Source organism: Roseococcus sp. SYP-B2431, assembly GCF_004336745.1.
GTDB lineage: Bacteria > Pseudomonadota > Alphaproteobacteria > Acetobacterales > Acetobacteraceae > Roseococcus.
On sequence record NZ_SJXD01000025.1, the window covers coordinates 155,729 to 172,061 of the forward strand.

Sequence of the window (16,333 nt, forward strand, 5' to 3'; positions counted from 1 at the left end):
GCGTGAGGCATTCCGGCGCGCGGCGGCGGAGGCTCAAGGCGTTGCCTCCGTCCTGGCCATCGAAGACCTGGCGGCGCCTTCGGGCGCGGCGTCACCTGGAGCCGGCTGGCCCTCCGCCAGGCCGGGTCAGCCCCTCAGTTCGGCCGGTTCGGCCGCACCATGTCGCCGCTGCGGATGGCGTCGGACGGGCCGTTGATCACCCATTCGCTCCGCTCCAGGCCCGAGCTGATGTCGAGCTCCGAGCCGAGGTCGCGCGCGATGCTGATGGGCTTCACCTCGACCTTCCCCTGGTCGTCCACCACGGCGACGGAGGTGCCGGTGGCGCGGAAGATCAGCGCGCTGGCCGGGATGCGGACCTGAGCCGTCCCGGCGACCGCCGGCAGCTCGAGACGCACCTGCGCATAGGCGCCGGGCGTCAGCAGGTCCTCGGCGTTGTCCACGGTGAGCTGCACCAGCATCGAGCCTGATGGCACGTCCACCGAATCCGCGCTGCGCGTCAGCTCGGCCGTGAAGCTCCGGTCGCCATGCTCGGGCACGGTGAAGCGCGCCGTGACGCCGGGCCCGATGGCGGCGGCATAGGCCTGCGGCACGCGGACATAGAGGCGCAGCCGCCGGCTATCGGTGACGGTGAACAGCGCCACCGAGCTCGTGGCGCCGGCGTTGATCAGCGCGCCGACATCCGTGCCGCGGCTGGTGATCGTGCCGTCGAAGGGCGCCACCACCTGGGTGAAGCCCGTGAGCGCGCGCAGCCGGTTCACCTCGGCCTCCGCCTGGTTCAGCTGGGCCGAGCGCGCGGCGAGGTCGCCGCGGCGCTCGTCGGTCGCCTGCTGCGAGACGACGCTGCGCGCCCCCAGCTCGGTCCAGCGCTGCGCCGTGCGGGCGGAGAGGTCACGCTGGGCGCGCACGGTGGCCAGCGCGGCCGTCGCGGCGACCAGCTGCTGCTCGACCTCCGGCGCATCGATCACGGCCAGGAGCTGCCCCGCCGTGACCACGTCGCCGATATCGACGAGCCGGCGCTGGAGAAAGCCGCTGGTGCGCGCATGGACGGGCGCCTCGGCCCAGGCGACCAGCCGGCCGGGCAGGGTGAGCGGGCGGGTGCCGACCTCGGTCGGCCGCACCACGCTCACGCTCGGGACCGTGGCGGCCGCCGTGACCTCGCGCAGCTTCTCCTGCGCCTCCAGCCGGGAGGAGAGGGTGGCCCAGAGAACCCCACCCAGCCCGGCCGCGCCGAGCAGGAGATAGAGCCCGACCCGGCGTGGGCTCGCCATGCCTGAAGAGGCCGCGGCACCCTGGGTGGTCGCTTCGGGAACGGGGGCTTCAGGCATGGGCGACACCTTCCGGGCGGGCGACACGGGGCACCGTGCGGCGGCCGTGGATCATGGCGAAGACGGTGGGAACGAAGACGAGCGAGGCGCAGGTGGCGACGATGAGGCCGCCGATCACGGCGCGGCCGAGCGGCGCGTTCTGCTCGCCGCCCTCGCCGAGGGCGAAGGCCATGGGCGCCATGCCGATGATCATCGCCAGCGCGGTCATCAGCACCGGGCGGAAGCGCGTGATCCCGGCCTCGAAGGCGGCCTCCCGCGCATCGCCCAGTTCGGCGAGCTTCTCGCGGGCGAAGCTGATCACCAGGATGGAATTCGCGGTGGCGACGCCCATGCACATGATCGCGCCCGTCAGCGCCGGCACGGAAAGGGGCGTGCCCGTCACGAAGAGCATCCAGGCGATGCCCGCCAGGGCCGAGGGCAGGGCGGACACGACCACGAAGGGATCCGACCAGGACTGGAAGTTGATGACGACGATCAGATAGATGAGCACGACCGCGCCCAGCAGGCCGAAGCCCATGCCCCTGAAGGCCACGTTCATGGTCTGGTACTGGCCGCGCAGCGTGACCTGCACGGTGGGAGGTTTCTCGGCATCGAGGGCCTGGATCACGCGCTCCACGTCGCGCGCCACGGCGCCGAGGTCGCGCCCCTGCGTCGCGGCGTAGACGTTCACCATCGGGCGGATGTTGTATTGCGAGACGACGGCTTGGGCGTTCACGCGCACCAGCTCGCCCAGGGCGCCAAGGCTTTGCGGCTCGGGCGAGCGGGGGCCGGTGACGGGGAGGGCTTCCAGCTCCTCCATCGTGTCCACCAGATATTCCGGGGTCTGGGCGACGACCGGATAGGTGACGCCGTTATTGGGGTTCAGCCAATAGACGGGCGCCGTTTGCAGCGAGCCCGCGACCGAGCCCGCGAGCGAGGTGGTCACGTCGCGCGTGTCGAGCCCCATGGCGTTGATGCGCGTGCGGTCGGCCATGAAGCGCATGGAGGGGCTGCTGGCGGGCTGCTGGATGCGCGCATCCACCAGCCCGTCGATGCCGCGGATGGCGCGCAGGATGCGCTGCGCATGGGCCTGGTTCTCGGCGATGCTCGAGCCGGTCACCTGCACGTCGATCGGCGAGGGCGCGCCGAAGTTCAGGATCTGGCTGGTGATGTCCGCCGGCAGGACCGAGAAGGTCATGGTCGGGAAGAGCCGCGGCAGTTCGAGGCGCAGGCGGCGCACATGCTCCGCCGTCGGCGTGCCGCCCTTGCGGAGGCTGATGATGATGTCGCCGTCCATCGGGCCGATGGTGCCCGTGGCGTTGTAGATCATGTTGATGCCGCTGGCCGAGGCGCCGATGTTGTCGACGATGGTGCGGATCTCCTCGGGCGGGATCAGCTGGCGGATCTCCGCCTGGACGCGGTCGAAGAGAGCCGAGGTCTCCTCGATGCGGGTGCCGGAGGGCGCGCGGGCGTGCAGCGCGATAACGCCGCTGTCCACCTCGGGGAAGAAGTTCCGGCCTAGGACCGGCACCAGCGCCATGCTGCCCAGCGAGAAGATGAGAAAGACCGCGACGGTCGCGCGCCGCGCCGTGAGAGCGAGGCGCAGCAGGCGTCCATAGGCCATCCGCACCCCCTCGAACCAACGCTCGAAGGCGCGCTGGAGACGCCCGGGCAGATGCGTGGGCGCCGGCGCGTGGCCATGCCCGCCGGCATGCGGCCGCAGCAGATACATCGCCATGGTCGGCACCAGGGTGCGCGACAGGATGAAGGAGGCGAACATCGCGAAGATGACCGAGAGCGCCATCGGCACGAAGAGGAAGCCCGAGACGCCCGGCAGGAAGAACATCGGCACGAAGACGATGCAGATGCACAGCAGGGAGACGAAGGCCGGCACCACGATCTGCCGCGCGCCGTCCATGATGGCGGTGCGGACGTCCTTGCCCTGCTCCAGGTGCCAGTTGATGTTCTCGATGGTGACGGTCGCGTCGTCCACCAGGATGCCGATGGCGAGCGCGAGCCCGCCCAGCGTCATGACGTTGAGCGTCTGTCCGAAGGCGGCCAGCAGGAAGACCGCGGCCAGCACGGCCAGCGGGATCGAGGTCGCGATGATGACCGTCGAGCGCCAGGAGCCGAGGAAGAGCAGGATCATCAGCGAGGTCAGCCCGGCCGCCAGAGCGCCCTCGACCACCACGGCCGAGACGGCGGCCTTCACGAAGAGCGACTGGTCGTTGAGCGGCGTGACGCTGAGTTGGGCCGGCAGGCTCGGCCGCAGCGTCGGCAGGATCGCCAGGATGCCGTCGACGATGTCGATGGTGGAGGCCACGCCGTTCTTCAGCACGGTCAGCAGCACGGAGCGCTGCCCGTCCACATGCACCACGTTCTGCTGCGGGGCCGCGCCGTCGCGCACATTGGCCACGTCGCCCACGGTGATGGTCGCGCCGTTGACCGTGCGGATCGGTAGGGCCGAGAGCTCGCTCACCGTGCCGGGCGCGTTGTTGAGGGTGAGGCTGAACTGGTATTCGCCGATCTTGACGAAGCCGCCCGGCGTCAGCTGGGTTTGCGCCGCGATGGCATTGGCGAGGTCCTGGGCCGAGAGCCCCTTCGAGCGCAGCGCCGTGGGGTCGATGTCGATCTGGATCTGCCGCGTCCGCCCGCCGAAGGGGAAGGGCATCGCGGCCCCCGGCACCGTCACCAGCTGCGGACGGATGAAATTGACGCCGAGGTCGAAGAGCTGCTGCTCGCTCAGCCCCTGGCCGGCAAGCGCGATCTGCAGGATCGGCACGGTGGAAGCATTGTAGTTGATGATGAGCGGCGGCGTGCTGCCCGGCGGCAGCTGCCGCAGCAGCGTCTGCGAGATGGCGGTGATCTGGGCATTGGCCAGCCGGACGTCGGCGCCCGGCTGGAAGAAGACCTTCACGATGCCCATGCCCGGCAGCGCATGCGCCTCGATATGCTCGATGTCGTTGACCGTCGTCGTCAGCGAGCGCTGGTAGGGGGTGAGGATGCGCCCCGACATGTCCTCGGCGGAGAGGCCGTTGAAGGTCCAGGAGACGGCGACAACGGGGACCGGGATGTTCGGGAAGATGTCGGCCGGGGTGCGGATGGCGGCGAGAACGCCGCCGATCACGATCATCACCGCCATCACGACGAAGGTATAGGGCCGCGAGAGCGCGATGCGGACGAGGGCGATCATGCGGGCGCGGGCACGCGCCGCTGCGGCCCGATGCCGGCCGCTCCCGAGAGATCGGTGGCAGTGAGCGACCGGTCAGTCATTGGGGGCAAGCAGATCCGAGCCCGGCGTTTCACCCTCCATTGACCTCCGACAGTCGTCGCTGCAGCTGCCTCGGGCAGCCGGCGAAACCCTATCAAGATCGCCAGCGTCCGTAAAATGGCGATGCGGCCCGGCGGCTTCCGTCCGTCCCTTCGGTGCGGAAGGAAGCGGCGGGATTCTTCCGCTGTGCCTGAAGGATGTTCAGCCCGGCGTGCGATGGCCTGGATTGTTGTTCAGGCAGCCGGCCCCGCCTGTCCTAAATGACGGGCGCGACGCCGTCCTTGCTGACCGTCACCCGGTTCGCCGAGAGACGGCCATCCTCGCCGCGCGTGGCGTTGATGAAGACGGTGGCGTTGGGCACGAGGTCCGTCCGCGCGGCCGGGATGGGCATGAGCAACGGCGTCTCCGCCGGCACGCGGACCAGCACGCGGCGGCCCAGGATGCTCAGCGTCAGGTCGCGGCCCGAGCCGCTGTCGACGGCGGCCTCGACCGGGCCGTTGTTCATGGAGGCGTTGGCCCCGGTGTCCCAGGCGTTCTGCAGCTCGGTGATGCGCATGCCGGGCGGGAGGACGGTGATGGCGGTGGCGCGGAGCTCGCCGTCCGGGCCGGGCTCGGCGACGATGCCGACCGCGGTGCCGGGCGTGATCTCGGCCAGGGCCACGCGGCGCAGGGCCGCGACGGTGGCGTCGGCGGCGAGGTTGACGATGACGCGCTCCCCGCCGCGCGTCGTGACGCCCAGCGCATTCCCCTCCAGCTCGAGGATGGTGCCGCGGATGCGGACCGGGCGGGACTGCGCGAAGGCGGGCGCGGCGGCCATGGCGGCCAGGCCAAGGCCCAGCGTGACGCGGCGGGATGGGTTCGACAAGGCGAGCCTCCTATGCGCGGATGGGTTTCCGCGTCGTTCACTTGGGACGGCCGAAGGCTATCGTCAGGGAGGGGGGCTCGCCAGTTGGAAAATCGTCATCCGGCGGGAAGTTCAGTCCGCCGGCATGGGCACCGGCGTCTTCACGGGCTCGCCGGCGAAATGGGCGGTCAGGTTGGCGGCCACGAGGCTGGCGGTGGCCATCATCGCCTCGGGCGAGCGTCCGCCGATATGCGGCGTGATGATGATGTTGCGCAGGGCCGCCAGCGCCGGAGGCACCTCGGGTTCGCCGTCCACAACGTCGATCGCGGCGCCGGCGATGCGGTCCTCCGCAAGCGCCGCGATCAGCGCCTCCGTGTCCACGACGCTGCCCCGGCCGATGTTGATGAGGAAGCCCTTCGGCCCGAGCGCATCGAGGATTGCGGCATTCACCAGATGGCGCGTCCCGGCTCCGCCGGGGGCCGCGATCACCAGGAAGTCCGACCATTCGGCCAGCGCCTTCAGGCTCGGCATATAGGCATAGGGACTCTCCGGCTTCGGCGCGCGGTTGTGGTAGGCGACCTGCATGCCGAAGCCGCGCTCGCCGCGCTCGGCGATCTGCCGGCCGATATTGCCCAGGCCGAGGATGCCCAGCCGCTTGCCGGAAACCAGCGGCCGCGGCCCGCGCGACTGCATCCATTCGCCCCGGCGCGCGGCGGCGTCCGCCGCAGGGATGTTGCGGGCGACGGAGAGGATGAGCGCCCAGGTGTGGTCGGCGACCGTCACGTCGTTGGTGGCGGGCCCGTTCGTGACCTTGATGCCGCGGGCCTTGGCGGCACGCAGGTCCACGTTCTCGTGGCCGACGCCGACGCAGCAGATGATCTCGAGCTTGGGCAGGGCGGCGATGGCCTCGGCGGTCAGGCCGGTGGCGCCATTGGTCAGCACGGCCCGCAGGACCGGGGCGAGCTTCGGGATCATCTCGGCCCGTTCCTCCGGGGTGGGGGCGAGGTGGATCTCGAAGCCGGCCTCGGTGATGCGGGCAAGCCGGATGGGGTCCAGGGGGATCTGGACGAGGAGGGGAATGGACATGAATCGGGTTCCAGCGCGGGCGGAACAATTTTGCGGCACCGCGGGAAGGGTGTCGAGGCGGGCCAGGCGTCCGCGGGGGTGCACGGCAGGGCGGCTTGGCGCATCATCGCCCGGCTACGCGGCAAGCAGGTGAGCAACGACCCATGCGGATCGCCCTTCTGGCGGATATCCATGCCAATCTCGAAGCCCTGGACGCTTGCCTGGCCCATGCGGCCGCGCAGGGGGCCGGGCGCCTGGTCTTCCTGGGCGACCTGGTGGGCTATGGCGCCAATCCCGTCGAGGTGACGGCGCGCGTGCGGGAGCTGGCGGCCGGCGGCGCCATCGTGCTGCGGGGCAATCATGACGAGGCCGCGCTGACGGGGCCGCACAACTTCTCCAAGCTGGCGGCGGCGGCCATCCGCTGGACCTCGACGCAGCTGACGCCCGATGCGCGCGACTTCCTGGCAGGCCTGCCCATCAGCCATGAGGAGGAGGATCGGCTCTACGTCCATTCCGAGGGCTCCGACCCGGAACGCTGGATCTACGTGACCGATGCCACGGCCGCGCGCGTCAGCCTGGAGGCGACGGAGGCGCGCCTCACCTTCTGCGGCCACACGCACAGCCCGGCGCTGTTCGGGCTGACCGCGACGGAGAAGCTGGTCGCGCACCGGCCGGCCCCGGACCTCATGCTGCCGCTGCTGCAGCCGCGGCGCTGGCTCGCGGTGATGGGCGCCGTGGGTCAGCCGCGCGATGGCAATCCCGCCGCCTGCTACGGCTTGCTCGACACCGGCGCCAGCGAATGCGCCTGGATGCGCGTTCCCTACGACATCGCCACGGCCGCCCAGAAGATTCGCGCGGCCGGGCTGCCGGAATTCCTAGCCGAGAGGCTCTTCACCGGGACATGAACGCGCCGGTGCTCATTGCCGGGTTCACGCTGGGGCCCGTGGTGCATCGCGGCGGCATGGCGGTGCTGCGCGAGGTCACGCATCCGGACCATCCCGGCCCGCTGCTGATGAAGATGCCCAAGCTCGCCGAGGGCGAGGACCCGGCGGCCATCGTCAGCTTCGAGATGGAGCAGATGATCCTGCCCCGCCTCACCGGCCCGCATGTCCCGAAGTGCTACGGCACCGGGCATGAGCCGACGCCCTGGATCGTCATGGAGCGCATCGGCGGCGGTTCGCTGCTGCCCATGCTGAAACGCCTGCCCCGGGGGGCGGACGAGGTCGCGGCGCTGGCCGCCGCGACGGCCGATGCGCTGGACGGGCTGCACCGCCAGGGCGTGGTCCATTTGGACGTGAAGCCCTCGAACATCCTTCGCCGCGGGACCGAGGACGGGCCGATGGTGCTGGTGGATTTCGGCCTCTCCCGCGCCGCAATGCTGCCGGACCTGATGGAGGAGGAGTTCCGGCTGCCCTACGGGACCGCGCCCTATATGGCGCCCGAGCAGATCATGGGCATCCGCGGCGACCCGGCCTCGGATCTCTTCGCGCTGGGCGTGCTGATGTACTTCTTCGTCACCGGGCGGCGGCCCTTCGGCGACCCGCAGCGCATGGCGGAGCTGAAGGAGCGCATCTGGTCGGACCCGGTGCCGCCCCGCGCGCTCGCGCCGGAATGCCCGCCCTGGCTGCAGGAGGTGATCCTGCGCTGCCTGGAGCCCGCGCCGGAGCGCCGCCCCGCCAGCGCCGCCCAGCTCGCCTTCGACCTGCGGAACCCGGAGGCGGTGGCGCTCGGGCCCCGGGCGGAGAAGCTGCGACGCGATCCCTGGTCGAAGCGCATCCAGCGACGCTTCCACCCGGATTTCCAGCCGCAGCTCCGCCGCAAGGCGGCCGCCCTGCCGCAGCGCGACGCCCCCATCGTCGCCGTGGCGCTGGACCTCGACGACATGTCGAAGGAGATGTCCGCGGCGCTGCTGGACATGGTGGCGCGCCTGCTGGCCATCCGGCCGAATGCGCGGGTGGCCTGCCTCAACGTGCTGCGCACCAACCTGCTGCGGCCCGACAACACCCTCGACCGCGAGGGCCGCAACAAGCACGTGCAGCGGCTGCTGGAGCTGCGTCACTGGTCCGCGCCGCTGGCCCTGCCGGAATACCGCCTGACGCATCACGTGCTGGAGGCGGTGAGCGCGGGCGGCGCCATCCTGGAATACGCCTCGCAGAACCGGGTAGACCATCTGATCCTGGGCGCCAAGGCGGGCGGGATCACGCAGCGCGTGCTGGGCAGCATCCCGGCCGAGGTGGCGCGGGATGCGCCCTGCTCGGTGACGATCGTGCGGGTTCGCGAGTTCTGAGGCGCCGGCGCGCGCCCTCCACGTCTCAGGCCCTGGAGGGGGGGCGCAGCACCTTGTCACGGTAGTTGCAATACGGCTCGGCCTGGCAGCGCCAGCATTCAGGCAGGCGCGCCTTGCAGATGTAGCGCCCGTGCAGGATCAGCCAGTGGTGGGAGTCGCGCAGCAGCTCGGGCGGGATGCGCCTGACGAGGCCGTCCTCCACCTCGCGCACGTTCTTGCCCGGCGCCAGGCCGGTGCGGTTGCCGAGGCGGAAGATATGCGTGTCCACCGCCATGGTGGGCTCGCCGAACATCACGTTCAGCACGACATTGGCCGTCTTGCGGCCGACGCCCGGCAGGGCCTCCAGGGAGGCGCGGTCGCGCGGGACCTCGCCGCCATGCCGCTCCACCAGCATCTGCGAGAGCGCCGCGACATTCCTCGCCTTCCCCTGCCAGAGCCCGATCCGCCGGATGAGCTGGCCGATCCCCTCGGCGCCGAGCGCGGCCATGGCGGCCGGGGTGGGGGCCGCGGCGAAAAGGCCGGGCGTCACCTTGTTCACCATGGCGTCGGTCGCCTGGGCCGACATCACCACGGCGACCAGTAGCGAGAAGGCGTCGGTGTAGAGAAGCTCGGTCTCCGGCTCCGGATTCGCCTGCGCGATAGCGCGGATGAAGAGGGCGACCTGCTCGCGCGACATCAGCCGGGCGCGGCGCGGCTCGGTGGCCGAACCATGAAGAGGTCTTGGGGTTTTCACGTCGGGAATCATCCTATCTGATGCATCGATGCCCGAAAGCCCCACCCTCTTCGAGGCCCGCTCGGCGCCGCTCGCCAGCCTGGACGCGCGCGGCTTCCGCATGCTGGCGGGGTTGCTGCTGCTGGGCTTCACCTTCAGCGGAACGGTCGTGATGCTCATGGGCGCCTGGCCCGTGACGGCCTTCGCCGGGGCGGAGACGGCGCTCGTCATCGGCCTGCTGGCCCTCTACCGCGCCTGGGCGCGCGGCAGCGGCGAGACGGTGACCCTGACGGAAGGGCGACTGACCGTCCGCCGGTGCGAGGGGCGCCGGCGGGAGGAGGCGAGCTTCGATCCCTTCTGGGCGCGGCTGCGCTGGCAGGGGGCACGGCTCTTCATCCGGCAGCGGCGCGACGTCATCGAGATCGGCCGCTTCCTGGCGCCGGAGGAGCGGGAGGATCTTGCCCGCGTGCTGGAGGCGGTGCTTCGGCGCTACCGGGAGCCGGTCTTCGACAATCCGCAGCTCCGGGGCTAAACCGGCGCCTTCCTTCGTTGCGTCCAGGATCGCCATGCCCGTTCCCAAACCCGTCATGCTTGTCATTCTGGATGGCTGGGGTTGGCGGGAGGAGGTGACGGACAACGCCGTCCTTCAGGCGAGGACGCCGAATTTCGACCGGCTCTGGGCGGAATGCCCGCATGCCTTCCTGAAGCCCTCGGGCCATGACGTGGGCCTGCCGGACGGGCAGATGGGCAATAGCGAGGTCGGGCACCTGAACATCGGCGCGGGGCGCGTGGTGATGCAGGACCTGCCGCGCATCGACACGTCGATCCAGGACGGTTCGATGGCGCGGATGGCGCCGCTGACCGACTTCATCGCGAAGATGAAGGCGAGCGGCGGCACGGTGCATCTGGCCGGCCTCGTCTCGGGCGGCGGCGTGCACAGCCACCAGCGGCACGCGGTGGCCCTGGCGAGGATCCTGGCCGGGGCCGGCATCAAGGTCGCCATCCATGCGCTCACCGACGGGCGCGACACGGCGCCGCGCTCAGCGCCGGACTTCGTCGCCGAGCTCGAGGCCGGCCTGCCCGAAGGCGCGCGGATCGCCACCGTGATCGGCCGCTACTTCGCCATGGACCGCGACAACCGCTGGGAGCGCGTCTCCAAGGCCTGGTCGGCGATCGCGCTGGGGCAGGGCGAGGCGGCGGCGCCCGATGCCCGGGCCGCCATCAAGGCCGCCCACGACAAGGATGTGACCGACGAGTTCATCCCGGCCACCGTCATCGGCGACTACGCCGGCATGAAGGACGGCGACGGCCTCCTGTCCTTCAACTTCCGCGCCGACCGCGTGCGCGAGATCCTGGCCGCCCTCCTCGACCCGGCGTTCCAGGGCTTCGAGCGGCCGAAGCGGGTGAAGCTCGCCGCCGCGCTGGGCATGACCCAGTATTCGACCGAGCTGAACCATCTGCTGGGCACGCTCTTCCCGCCGCAATCCATGGAGGACATCCTGGGCGCGGCGGTCAGCAAGGCGGGCCGCAGGCAACTCCGCATGGCCGAGACCGAGAAATATCCGCACGTCACCTATTTCCTGAACGGCGGCGAGGAGACGCCCTATCCGGGCGAGTCGCGCATCATGGTCGCCTCGCCCAAGGTCGCGACCTACGACCTGCAGCCTGAGATGAGCGCGCCGGAGCTGACGGAGAAGGCGGTCGCCGCCATCCGCGCGGGCGAGCAGGATCTAATCGTCCTGAACTTCGCCAATGCCGACATGGTGGGCCATTCCGGTGTCCTGACCGCGGCCATCCGGGCCTGCGAAGCGGTGGATACCGGGCTTGGCGCCATCGCCGACGCGGTCCGCGAGGCCGGCGGCGCGCTGCTCTTCACGGCCGACCACGGCAATGCCGAGCTCATGAAGGATCCTGCGACCGGCGGCCCGCACACGGCGCACACCACCAATCCCGTGCCGGTCGTGCTCATGGGCGGGCCGGCCGGCGCGAAGCTCCATGACGGCCGGCTCGCCGACCTCGCGCCGACGCTGCTTCAGCTCATGGGCCTGCCGCAGCCCGCCGCCATGACCGGGGCCAGCCTGTTGGCCCGATGCGCGGCCCATGCCACATCTTCCGCCAGGATTTCGAGGGGTGAGGGCATGGCGTTGCGCGTGGCGGTCCAGATGGACCCGATGGAGAGCATCGGCATCGATGGCGACAGCACCTTCGCCCTGATGCTGGAGGCCCAGGCGCGCGGCCATGCGCTCTGGCACTACCATGTGAAGCATCTCTCGATGGAGGCCGGGCGTGTCGTCGCCCATGGCCATCCGGTCGAGGTGCGGCGCGAGCGCGGCAACCACTTCACCTTCGGTGCGCCGGTAGAGCTCGATCTCGCGAGGGACGTGGACGTGGTGCTGATGCGGCAGGACCCGCCCTTCGACATGGCCTATATCACGGCCACGCACCTGCTGGAGCACATCCACCCGAAGACGCTGGTGGTGAACGACCCCGCCAGCGTGCGCAACGCGCCGGAAAAGCTCTTCGTCCTGAAGTTCCCCGAACTGATGCCGGAAACGCTGGTGTCCTCGGACGTGCGGGAGATCCGCAAATTCCGGGAAAAGCATGGCGACATCATCCTCAAGCCGCTCTTCGGCAATGGCGGCGCGGGCGTCTTCCACCTGCGGCCCGACGATTCCAACCTGAACTCGCTGCTGGAGATGTTCACCGAGCGCTCGCGCGAGCCGCTGATGGTGCAGAAATATTTGCCCTCCGTGCGGCAGGGCGACAAGCGCGTGATCCTGGTGGACGGCGTAGCCATGGGCGGCATCAACCGCGTGCCGGCCGAGGGCGAGGCGCGCAGCAACATGCATGTCGGCGGGCGGCCGGAGAAGACGGTGCTGACCGACCGCGAGAGGGAAATCTGCGAGCGCATCGGGCCGGAGCTGAAGGCGCGCGGGCTGATCTTCGTGGGCATCGACGTGATCGGCGGGCACCTGACCGAGATCAACGTGACCTCGCCGACGGGGCTGCAGGAGCTGGCGCGCTTCGACGGGGTGCATCTGGAAAAGGCGATCTGGGACGCGATCGAGGAGAAGAAGCGGGGGTGAGGCGAGGGCACGGGCGGCCGCTCCGCGCCCGGCCGTTCCTCTGGTCCGCCGCCTGGGAAGCCCCGCCCGTTCAGTCAGATGTTGGGCGAACGCACACCGGAGGGCAGATCGGTGCTGGACGAGACGCTGCCCATTCCCCCTCGATCGCAGGACTTCCGCCTGCCCTAACGCGGCGACGCCCGGCGCGGGCCGAGGCAGCCAGGCGAAGCCTGATCAGAGGGTAACGCTACCCTCGAACATCCAGACGCAGCCGCCGCCGACGGTGGCGCGGATCCCCTTGGGCGTGCGGCGTGCGGCCGCGCGGAGCAGGCTCGGCCGCCCCATTTCGACGCCCTGCGCGATATCCCAGGCGCCGCTCTCGGCGCCGCTGAGATGCAGCAGGAAGCCGGCCAGCGGCGTGGCCGCGCTGCCGGTGGCGGGATCTTCCCAGGTGCCGGCGAGCGGCGAGAACATGCGCGTGCGCAGCCCGGTGCCCTCCGGCCGGTAGAGATAGACGGACAGCTTGCCGCCGAGCTCCGGATGCGCGGCCACGGCGCGGCGGAAGGCGCCGAGGTCGGGCGAGGCGGCCGCCATCGCCTCCGGCGTCACCTCGAAGAGCAGGCGGGCATTGCCCCCGTCGCTGGCCAGCGTCGGCTGATGGCGCGCGGTGACGATGCCTTGGGGCGCGATGCCGGCGCAGGCGGCGGCCAGCGCGACCGGCAGCTCCCCGCCCAGCTTCAGCGCCTGCGGCGCGGCCACGATGGCGCTGGTCAAGGCGCCGGCGGCGTCGCGCTCCAACCGGATCGTGACCAGCCCGCCCAGCTCCTCGAAGCGCAGCATGTTGTCCTTCGCGCGATCCGCCAGCACATAGGCGGTGCCGACGTTGGGATGGCCTGCGAAGGGCATCTCCGCCGTGCGGTGGAAAATGCGCACGCGCGCGGTGTTCACCGGGTCGGCCGGCGGCAGGACGAAGGTCGTCTCGCTGTAGTTCATCTCGGCCGCGAGCGACTGCATCTCACCATCCGTCATCCCGCGCGCGTCCGGAAAGACGGCGAGCTGGTTGCCGCCGAAGCGGCGGTCGGTGAAGACGTCGAGGGTGACGTAGCGGAAGTGGCGGCTCATGGCGGCGAGGCTAGGGCGTTTCAGGCCCCGTGTCTGCCTGCCACCGCGGCGTCTCAGAGCGCAAGTTCGACCAGCACCGGCACGTGGTCGCTGGCGCGCTCCCAGCCACGGGCGGATTTGAGGATCTGATGACGCGCCAGGCTCCCCTCAAGGTCGGGGCTGACCCAGACGTGGTCCAGGCGCCGGCCGCGATCGGCCGCCTCCCAGTCCTTCGCGCGGTAGGACCACCACGTGTAGAGCTTCTGGTCCGCGGGCACGAAGTGGCGCAGCGCGTCGACCCAGTTGGCGGCCTGCTGCCACCTGGTCAGCGCCTCGACCTCGACGGGCGTGTGCGAGACGATCTTCAGCAACTGCTTGTGCGACCACACGTCGTGCTCAAGCGGCGCGATGTTGAGGTCGCCCACGAGGATGGAGCGCTTCGCCTCGCCATGGCTCCGGAACCAGGCGGTGGCCTCGGCGACGAAGTCGAGCTTGTGGCCGAACTTCACGTTGAGCTCGCGGTCGGGGATGTCCCCGCCGGCGGGGACATAGAAGTCGTGCAGGTCGATGGGGCCGCCCGGCGCGTCGAGCGTGACGCCGACATGGCGGCAGTCGCCCTTCATGCACCAGTCGGGATCGCTGCCGCGATGGGTGAACGGGATGCGCGAGAGGATCGCGACGCCGTTGTAGCCCTTCATCCCCTTGGCGGCGACGTGCTCGAAGCCGAGCGCCTTGATGTCCTCATGCGGGAAGTGCTCGTCCGGGCACTTGGTCTCCTGCAGGCAGAGGACATCGGGCCGCAGCTGCGCGTCCAGCTCCCTGAGAAGGGGGAGCCGGAGGCGGACGGAGTTGATGTTCCAGGTCGCGACCCGGAGGGAACGGCTCAAGACTCAGACGATCCTGGTCTTCACCTCGCCGACGCCCTCGACGAAGCCTTCCAGCACGTCGCCCTTCACCACGGCGGCCACACCCTCGGGCGTGCCGGTCATGATGAGGTCGCCGGGCTGCAGCTCCACCAGCTCGGAGAGGTTGGCGATCACCTCGGGCACCGACCAGATCAGCTTGGAGAGGTCGGAGGTCTGCGTGACCTTGCCGTTCACCTTGAGCTCGATCTTGCCCTTGGAGGGGTCGACGCCGGCCGCGGGGATCAGGTCGCCCATGGGCGCGGAAAGGTCGAAGCCCTTGCCCATGTCCCAGGGGCGGCCGGTCTTCTTGGCCTCGTTCTGGATGTCGCGGCGGGTCATGTCGAGGCCGGCGCAATAGCCCCAGACATGGCTCAGCGCATCGGCGATGGCGATGTTCTTGCCGCCCTTCCCGATGGCGACGACCAGTTCCATCTCGTGATGCAGTGACTTCGTGACGCTCGGATAGGGCATGTCGGCCCCGCCGGTCACGATCGCGTCGAAGGGCTTGGTGAAGTAGAAGGGCGGCTCGCGGGTCGGATCGCTGCCCATCTCGATCGCGTGCTCGGCGTAGTTGCGGCCGACGCAGAAGATCCGGCGCACGGGAAAGAGATCGTTGCCGCCCTTCACGGGCACAGCGGAGGTAGCGGGCGGGGTGATCACGTAGTTGGGCACGAGACGCTCCTGGACAGGTCCGGCGTCGCGTCTAAAGCAGAATGGCCCGGAGGGAAATCGGGGCTGGATTTGGCTATTGACCCGGCTTCGGACGGGATGACAGTTTCGCGGTCGCCGATGGGAACCGGCCGGGCTCCGGAAACGGAGTCTGGAACGCAAAGCGCCCGACCAGGGGGGTGGCCGGGCGCCCAACAGTTCACTTGCGATCGCAATGGTCGGGCGAGCCGATTAGGGGGAACCGGCGCGTCCTGCCGGTGGTTGAACCGCCACCGGCTTGGGAAGCATAGCCCAGCCTTAATCTCGACGCAAAGTCTATTCGCGCGCCTATTCGGCGGCCTGCCGCGCATACCTCGTCTGCGACCAGGCCATGCAGGCCTCGCCGAACCGCTCGAAGATGCGGCGGCTGAATGCGTCGCTCTCCCAATCGTATTCGGGATGCCACTGCACGCCCCAGGCATAGCCCCGGGCGTCGCGGACCTTCACGGCCTCCACGGTGCCGTCGGGCGCCCAGCCCATGGCCTCAAGCCTCGGCGCCAGCCGCTGCACGCCCTGATTGTGCAGGGAATTGACGGGCACGATGGCCGCGCCGGCCAGCTCGTGCAGCATACCCTCGGGCGCGAGCCGGACGCCGTGGGCCTTGCCGGTGCGGACCGCCGGGATCGGCTGGTCGGAAGGGGTGGAATGGTCCATCCGGCTCGGCAGGTCCTGGATGCGCTGATCGAGGCTGCCGCCGAGCGCGACGTTCAGCTCCTGCATGCCCCGGCAGATCGCCAGCAACGGCACGCCCAGCTGAATCGCGGCGCGGATGAGCGGCAATGTCGTCGAATCGCGCCGCGGATCCTCGGGCGTGCCCTCGGCATGATCCGGGCCGTCGTAATGGCCGGGCCAGACGTTGCTGCGACTGCCGGTCAGGATCAGCCCGTCGAGCCGCGGCAGGATCTCGGGAGCCAGGGCCTCGCCGGCGGCGGGCAGGAGCACCGGAATCCCGCCGACCGGGCCCAGGACGACACGGACATAGCTGTCCGAGGCGGCATGGTTGGGCGTGTTGAAGACCCCGAAGGCCTTCACGCAGCAGGAGATGCCGATCAACGGTCTCATAGGTGCAAC

At 70.2% G+C, this 16,333-nt stretch carries 13 protein-coding genes; 4 read left to right on the forward strand and 9 right to left on the reverse strand.

Annotation, left to right across the window (positions count from 1 at the left end; all coding sequences use genetic code 11):
• Window positions 1–134 precede the first annotated feature (134 nt).
• From EJV46_RS12030 to EJV46_RS12045, 4 genes are all read right to left on the reverse strand, one after another.
• Window positions 135–1,325 carry an efflux RND transporter periplasmic adaptor subunit gene (locus EJV46_RS12030; protein WP_131548897.1) on the reverse strand — a complete coding sequence of 397 codons (1,191 nt, stop codon included), beginning with the start codon at window positions 1,323–1,325 and terminating at the stop codon, window positions 135–137.
• On the reverse strand, window positions 1,318–4,497 hold the full coding sequence (locus tag EJV46_RS12035; RefSeq protein ID WP_131548898.1) for an efflux RND transporter permease subunit: 3,180 nt from the start codon (window positions 4,495–4,497) through the stop codon (window positions 1,318–1,320). The genes EJV46_RS12030 and EJV46_RS12035 overlap by 8 nt, the downstream gene beginning before the upstream one ends.
• Before the next feature lie 334 nt (window positions 4,498–4,831).
• Window positions 4,832–5,440 (reverse strand): hypothetical protein, encoded by a 609-nt coding sequence (locus tag EJV46_RS12040; RefSeq protein ID WP_131548899.1) that lies wholly within the window; start codon window positions 5,438–5,440, stop codon window positions 4,832–4,834.
• A 111-nt stretch (window positions 5,441–5,551) separates the two neighbouring features.
• Window positions 5,552–6,505 carry a 2-hydroxyacid dehydrogenase gene (locus tag EJV46_RS12045; protein WP_131548900.1) on the reverse strand — a complete coding sequence of 318 codons (954 nt, stop codon included), beginning with the start codon at window positions 6,503–6,505 and terminating at the stop codon, window positions 5,552–5,554.
• A 143-nt stretch (window positions 6,506–6,648) separates the two neighbouring features.
• Between EJV46_RS12045 and EJV46_RS12050 the strand changes: the two genes are divergently transcribed.
• Complete coding sequence (locus tag EJV46_RS12050) at window positions 6,649–7,389, forward strand: metallophosphoesterase (protein ID WP_131548901.1); 741 nt, start codon at window positions 6,649–6,651, stop codon at window positions 7,387–7,389.
• Window positions 7,386–8,771 (forward strand): bifunctional serine/threonine-protein kinase/universal stress protein, encoded by a 1,386-nt coding sequence (locus EJV46_RS12055; protein ID WP_131548902.1) that lies wholly within the window; start codon window positions 7,386–7,388, stop codon window positions 8,769–8,771. The genes EJV46_RS12050 and EJV46_RS12055 overlap by 4 nt, the downstream gene beginning before the upstream one ends.
• A 25-nt stretch (window positions 8,772–8,796) precedes the next feature.
• Here the strand turns inward: EJV46_RS12055 and nth are convergent, their stop codons facing one another.
• Complete coding sequence (gene nth / locus EJV46_RS12060; protein ID WP_131548903.1) at window positions 8,797–9,447, reverse strand: endonuclease III; 651 nt, start codon at window positions 9,445–9,447, stop codon at window positions 8,797–8,799.
• An 85-nt stretch (window positions 9,448–9,532) separates the two neighbouring features.
• Here nth and EJV46_RS12065 point away from each other — a divergent pair, with 85 nt between their 5' ends.
• Window positions 9,533–10,015 carry a DUF2244 domain-containing protein gene (locus tag EJV46_RS12065; protein ID WP_131548904.1) on the forward strand — a complete coding sequence of 161 codons (483 nt, stop codon included), beginning with the start codon at window positions 9,533–9,535 and terminating at the stop codon, window positions 10,013–10,015.
• A gap of 34 nt (window positions 10,016–10,049) precedes the next feature.
• Window positions 10,050–12,569, forward strand: coding sequence for a 2,3-bisphosphoglycerate-independent phosphoglycerate mutase (gene gpmI / locus EJV46_RS23250; protein WP_240782527.1), 2,520 nt, complete (start codon window positions 10,050–10,052; stop codon window positions 12,567–12,569).
• A gap of 213 nt (window positions 12,570–12,782) precedes the next feature.
• Here gpmI and EJV46_RS12075 read toward each other — a convergent pair whose 3' ends face one another.
• From EJV46_RS12075 to EJV46_RS12090, 4 genes are all read right to left on the reverse strand, one after another.
• Window positions 12,783–13,670 carry a PhzF family phenazine biosynthesis protein gene (locus EJV46_RS12075; RefSeq protein WP_131548905.1) on the reverse strand — a complete coding sequence of 296 codons (888 nt, stop codon included), beginning with the start codon at window positions 13,668–13,670 and terminating at the stop codon, window positions 12,783–12,785.
• Between the two features lie 53 nt (window positions 13,671–13,723).
• Window positions 13,724–14,536 carry an exodeoxyribonuclease III gene (locus EJV46_RS12080; protein ID WP_131548906.1) on the reverse strand — a complete coding sequence of 271 codons (813 nt, stop codon included), beginning with the start codon at window positions 14,534–14,536 and terminating at the stop codon, window positions 13,724–13,726.
• Between the two features lie 3 nt (window positions 14,537–14,539).
• Window positions 14,540–15,226 (reverse strand): fumarylacetoacetate hydrolase family protein, encoded by a 687-nt coding sequence (locus tag EJV46_RS12085; protein WP_131548907.1) that lies wholly within the window; start codon window positions 15,224–15,226, stop codon window positions 14,540–14,542.
• Between the two features lie 324 nt (window positions 15,227–15,550).
• On the reverse strand, window positions 15,551–16,324 hold the full coding sequence (locus EJV46_RS12090) for a gamma-glutamyl-gamma-aminobutyrate hydrolase family protein (RefSeq protein WP_131548908.1): 774 nt from the start codon (window positions 16,322–16,324) through the stop codon (window positions 15,551–15,553).
• Window positions 16,325–16,333: the final 9 nt, after the last annotated feature.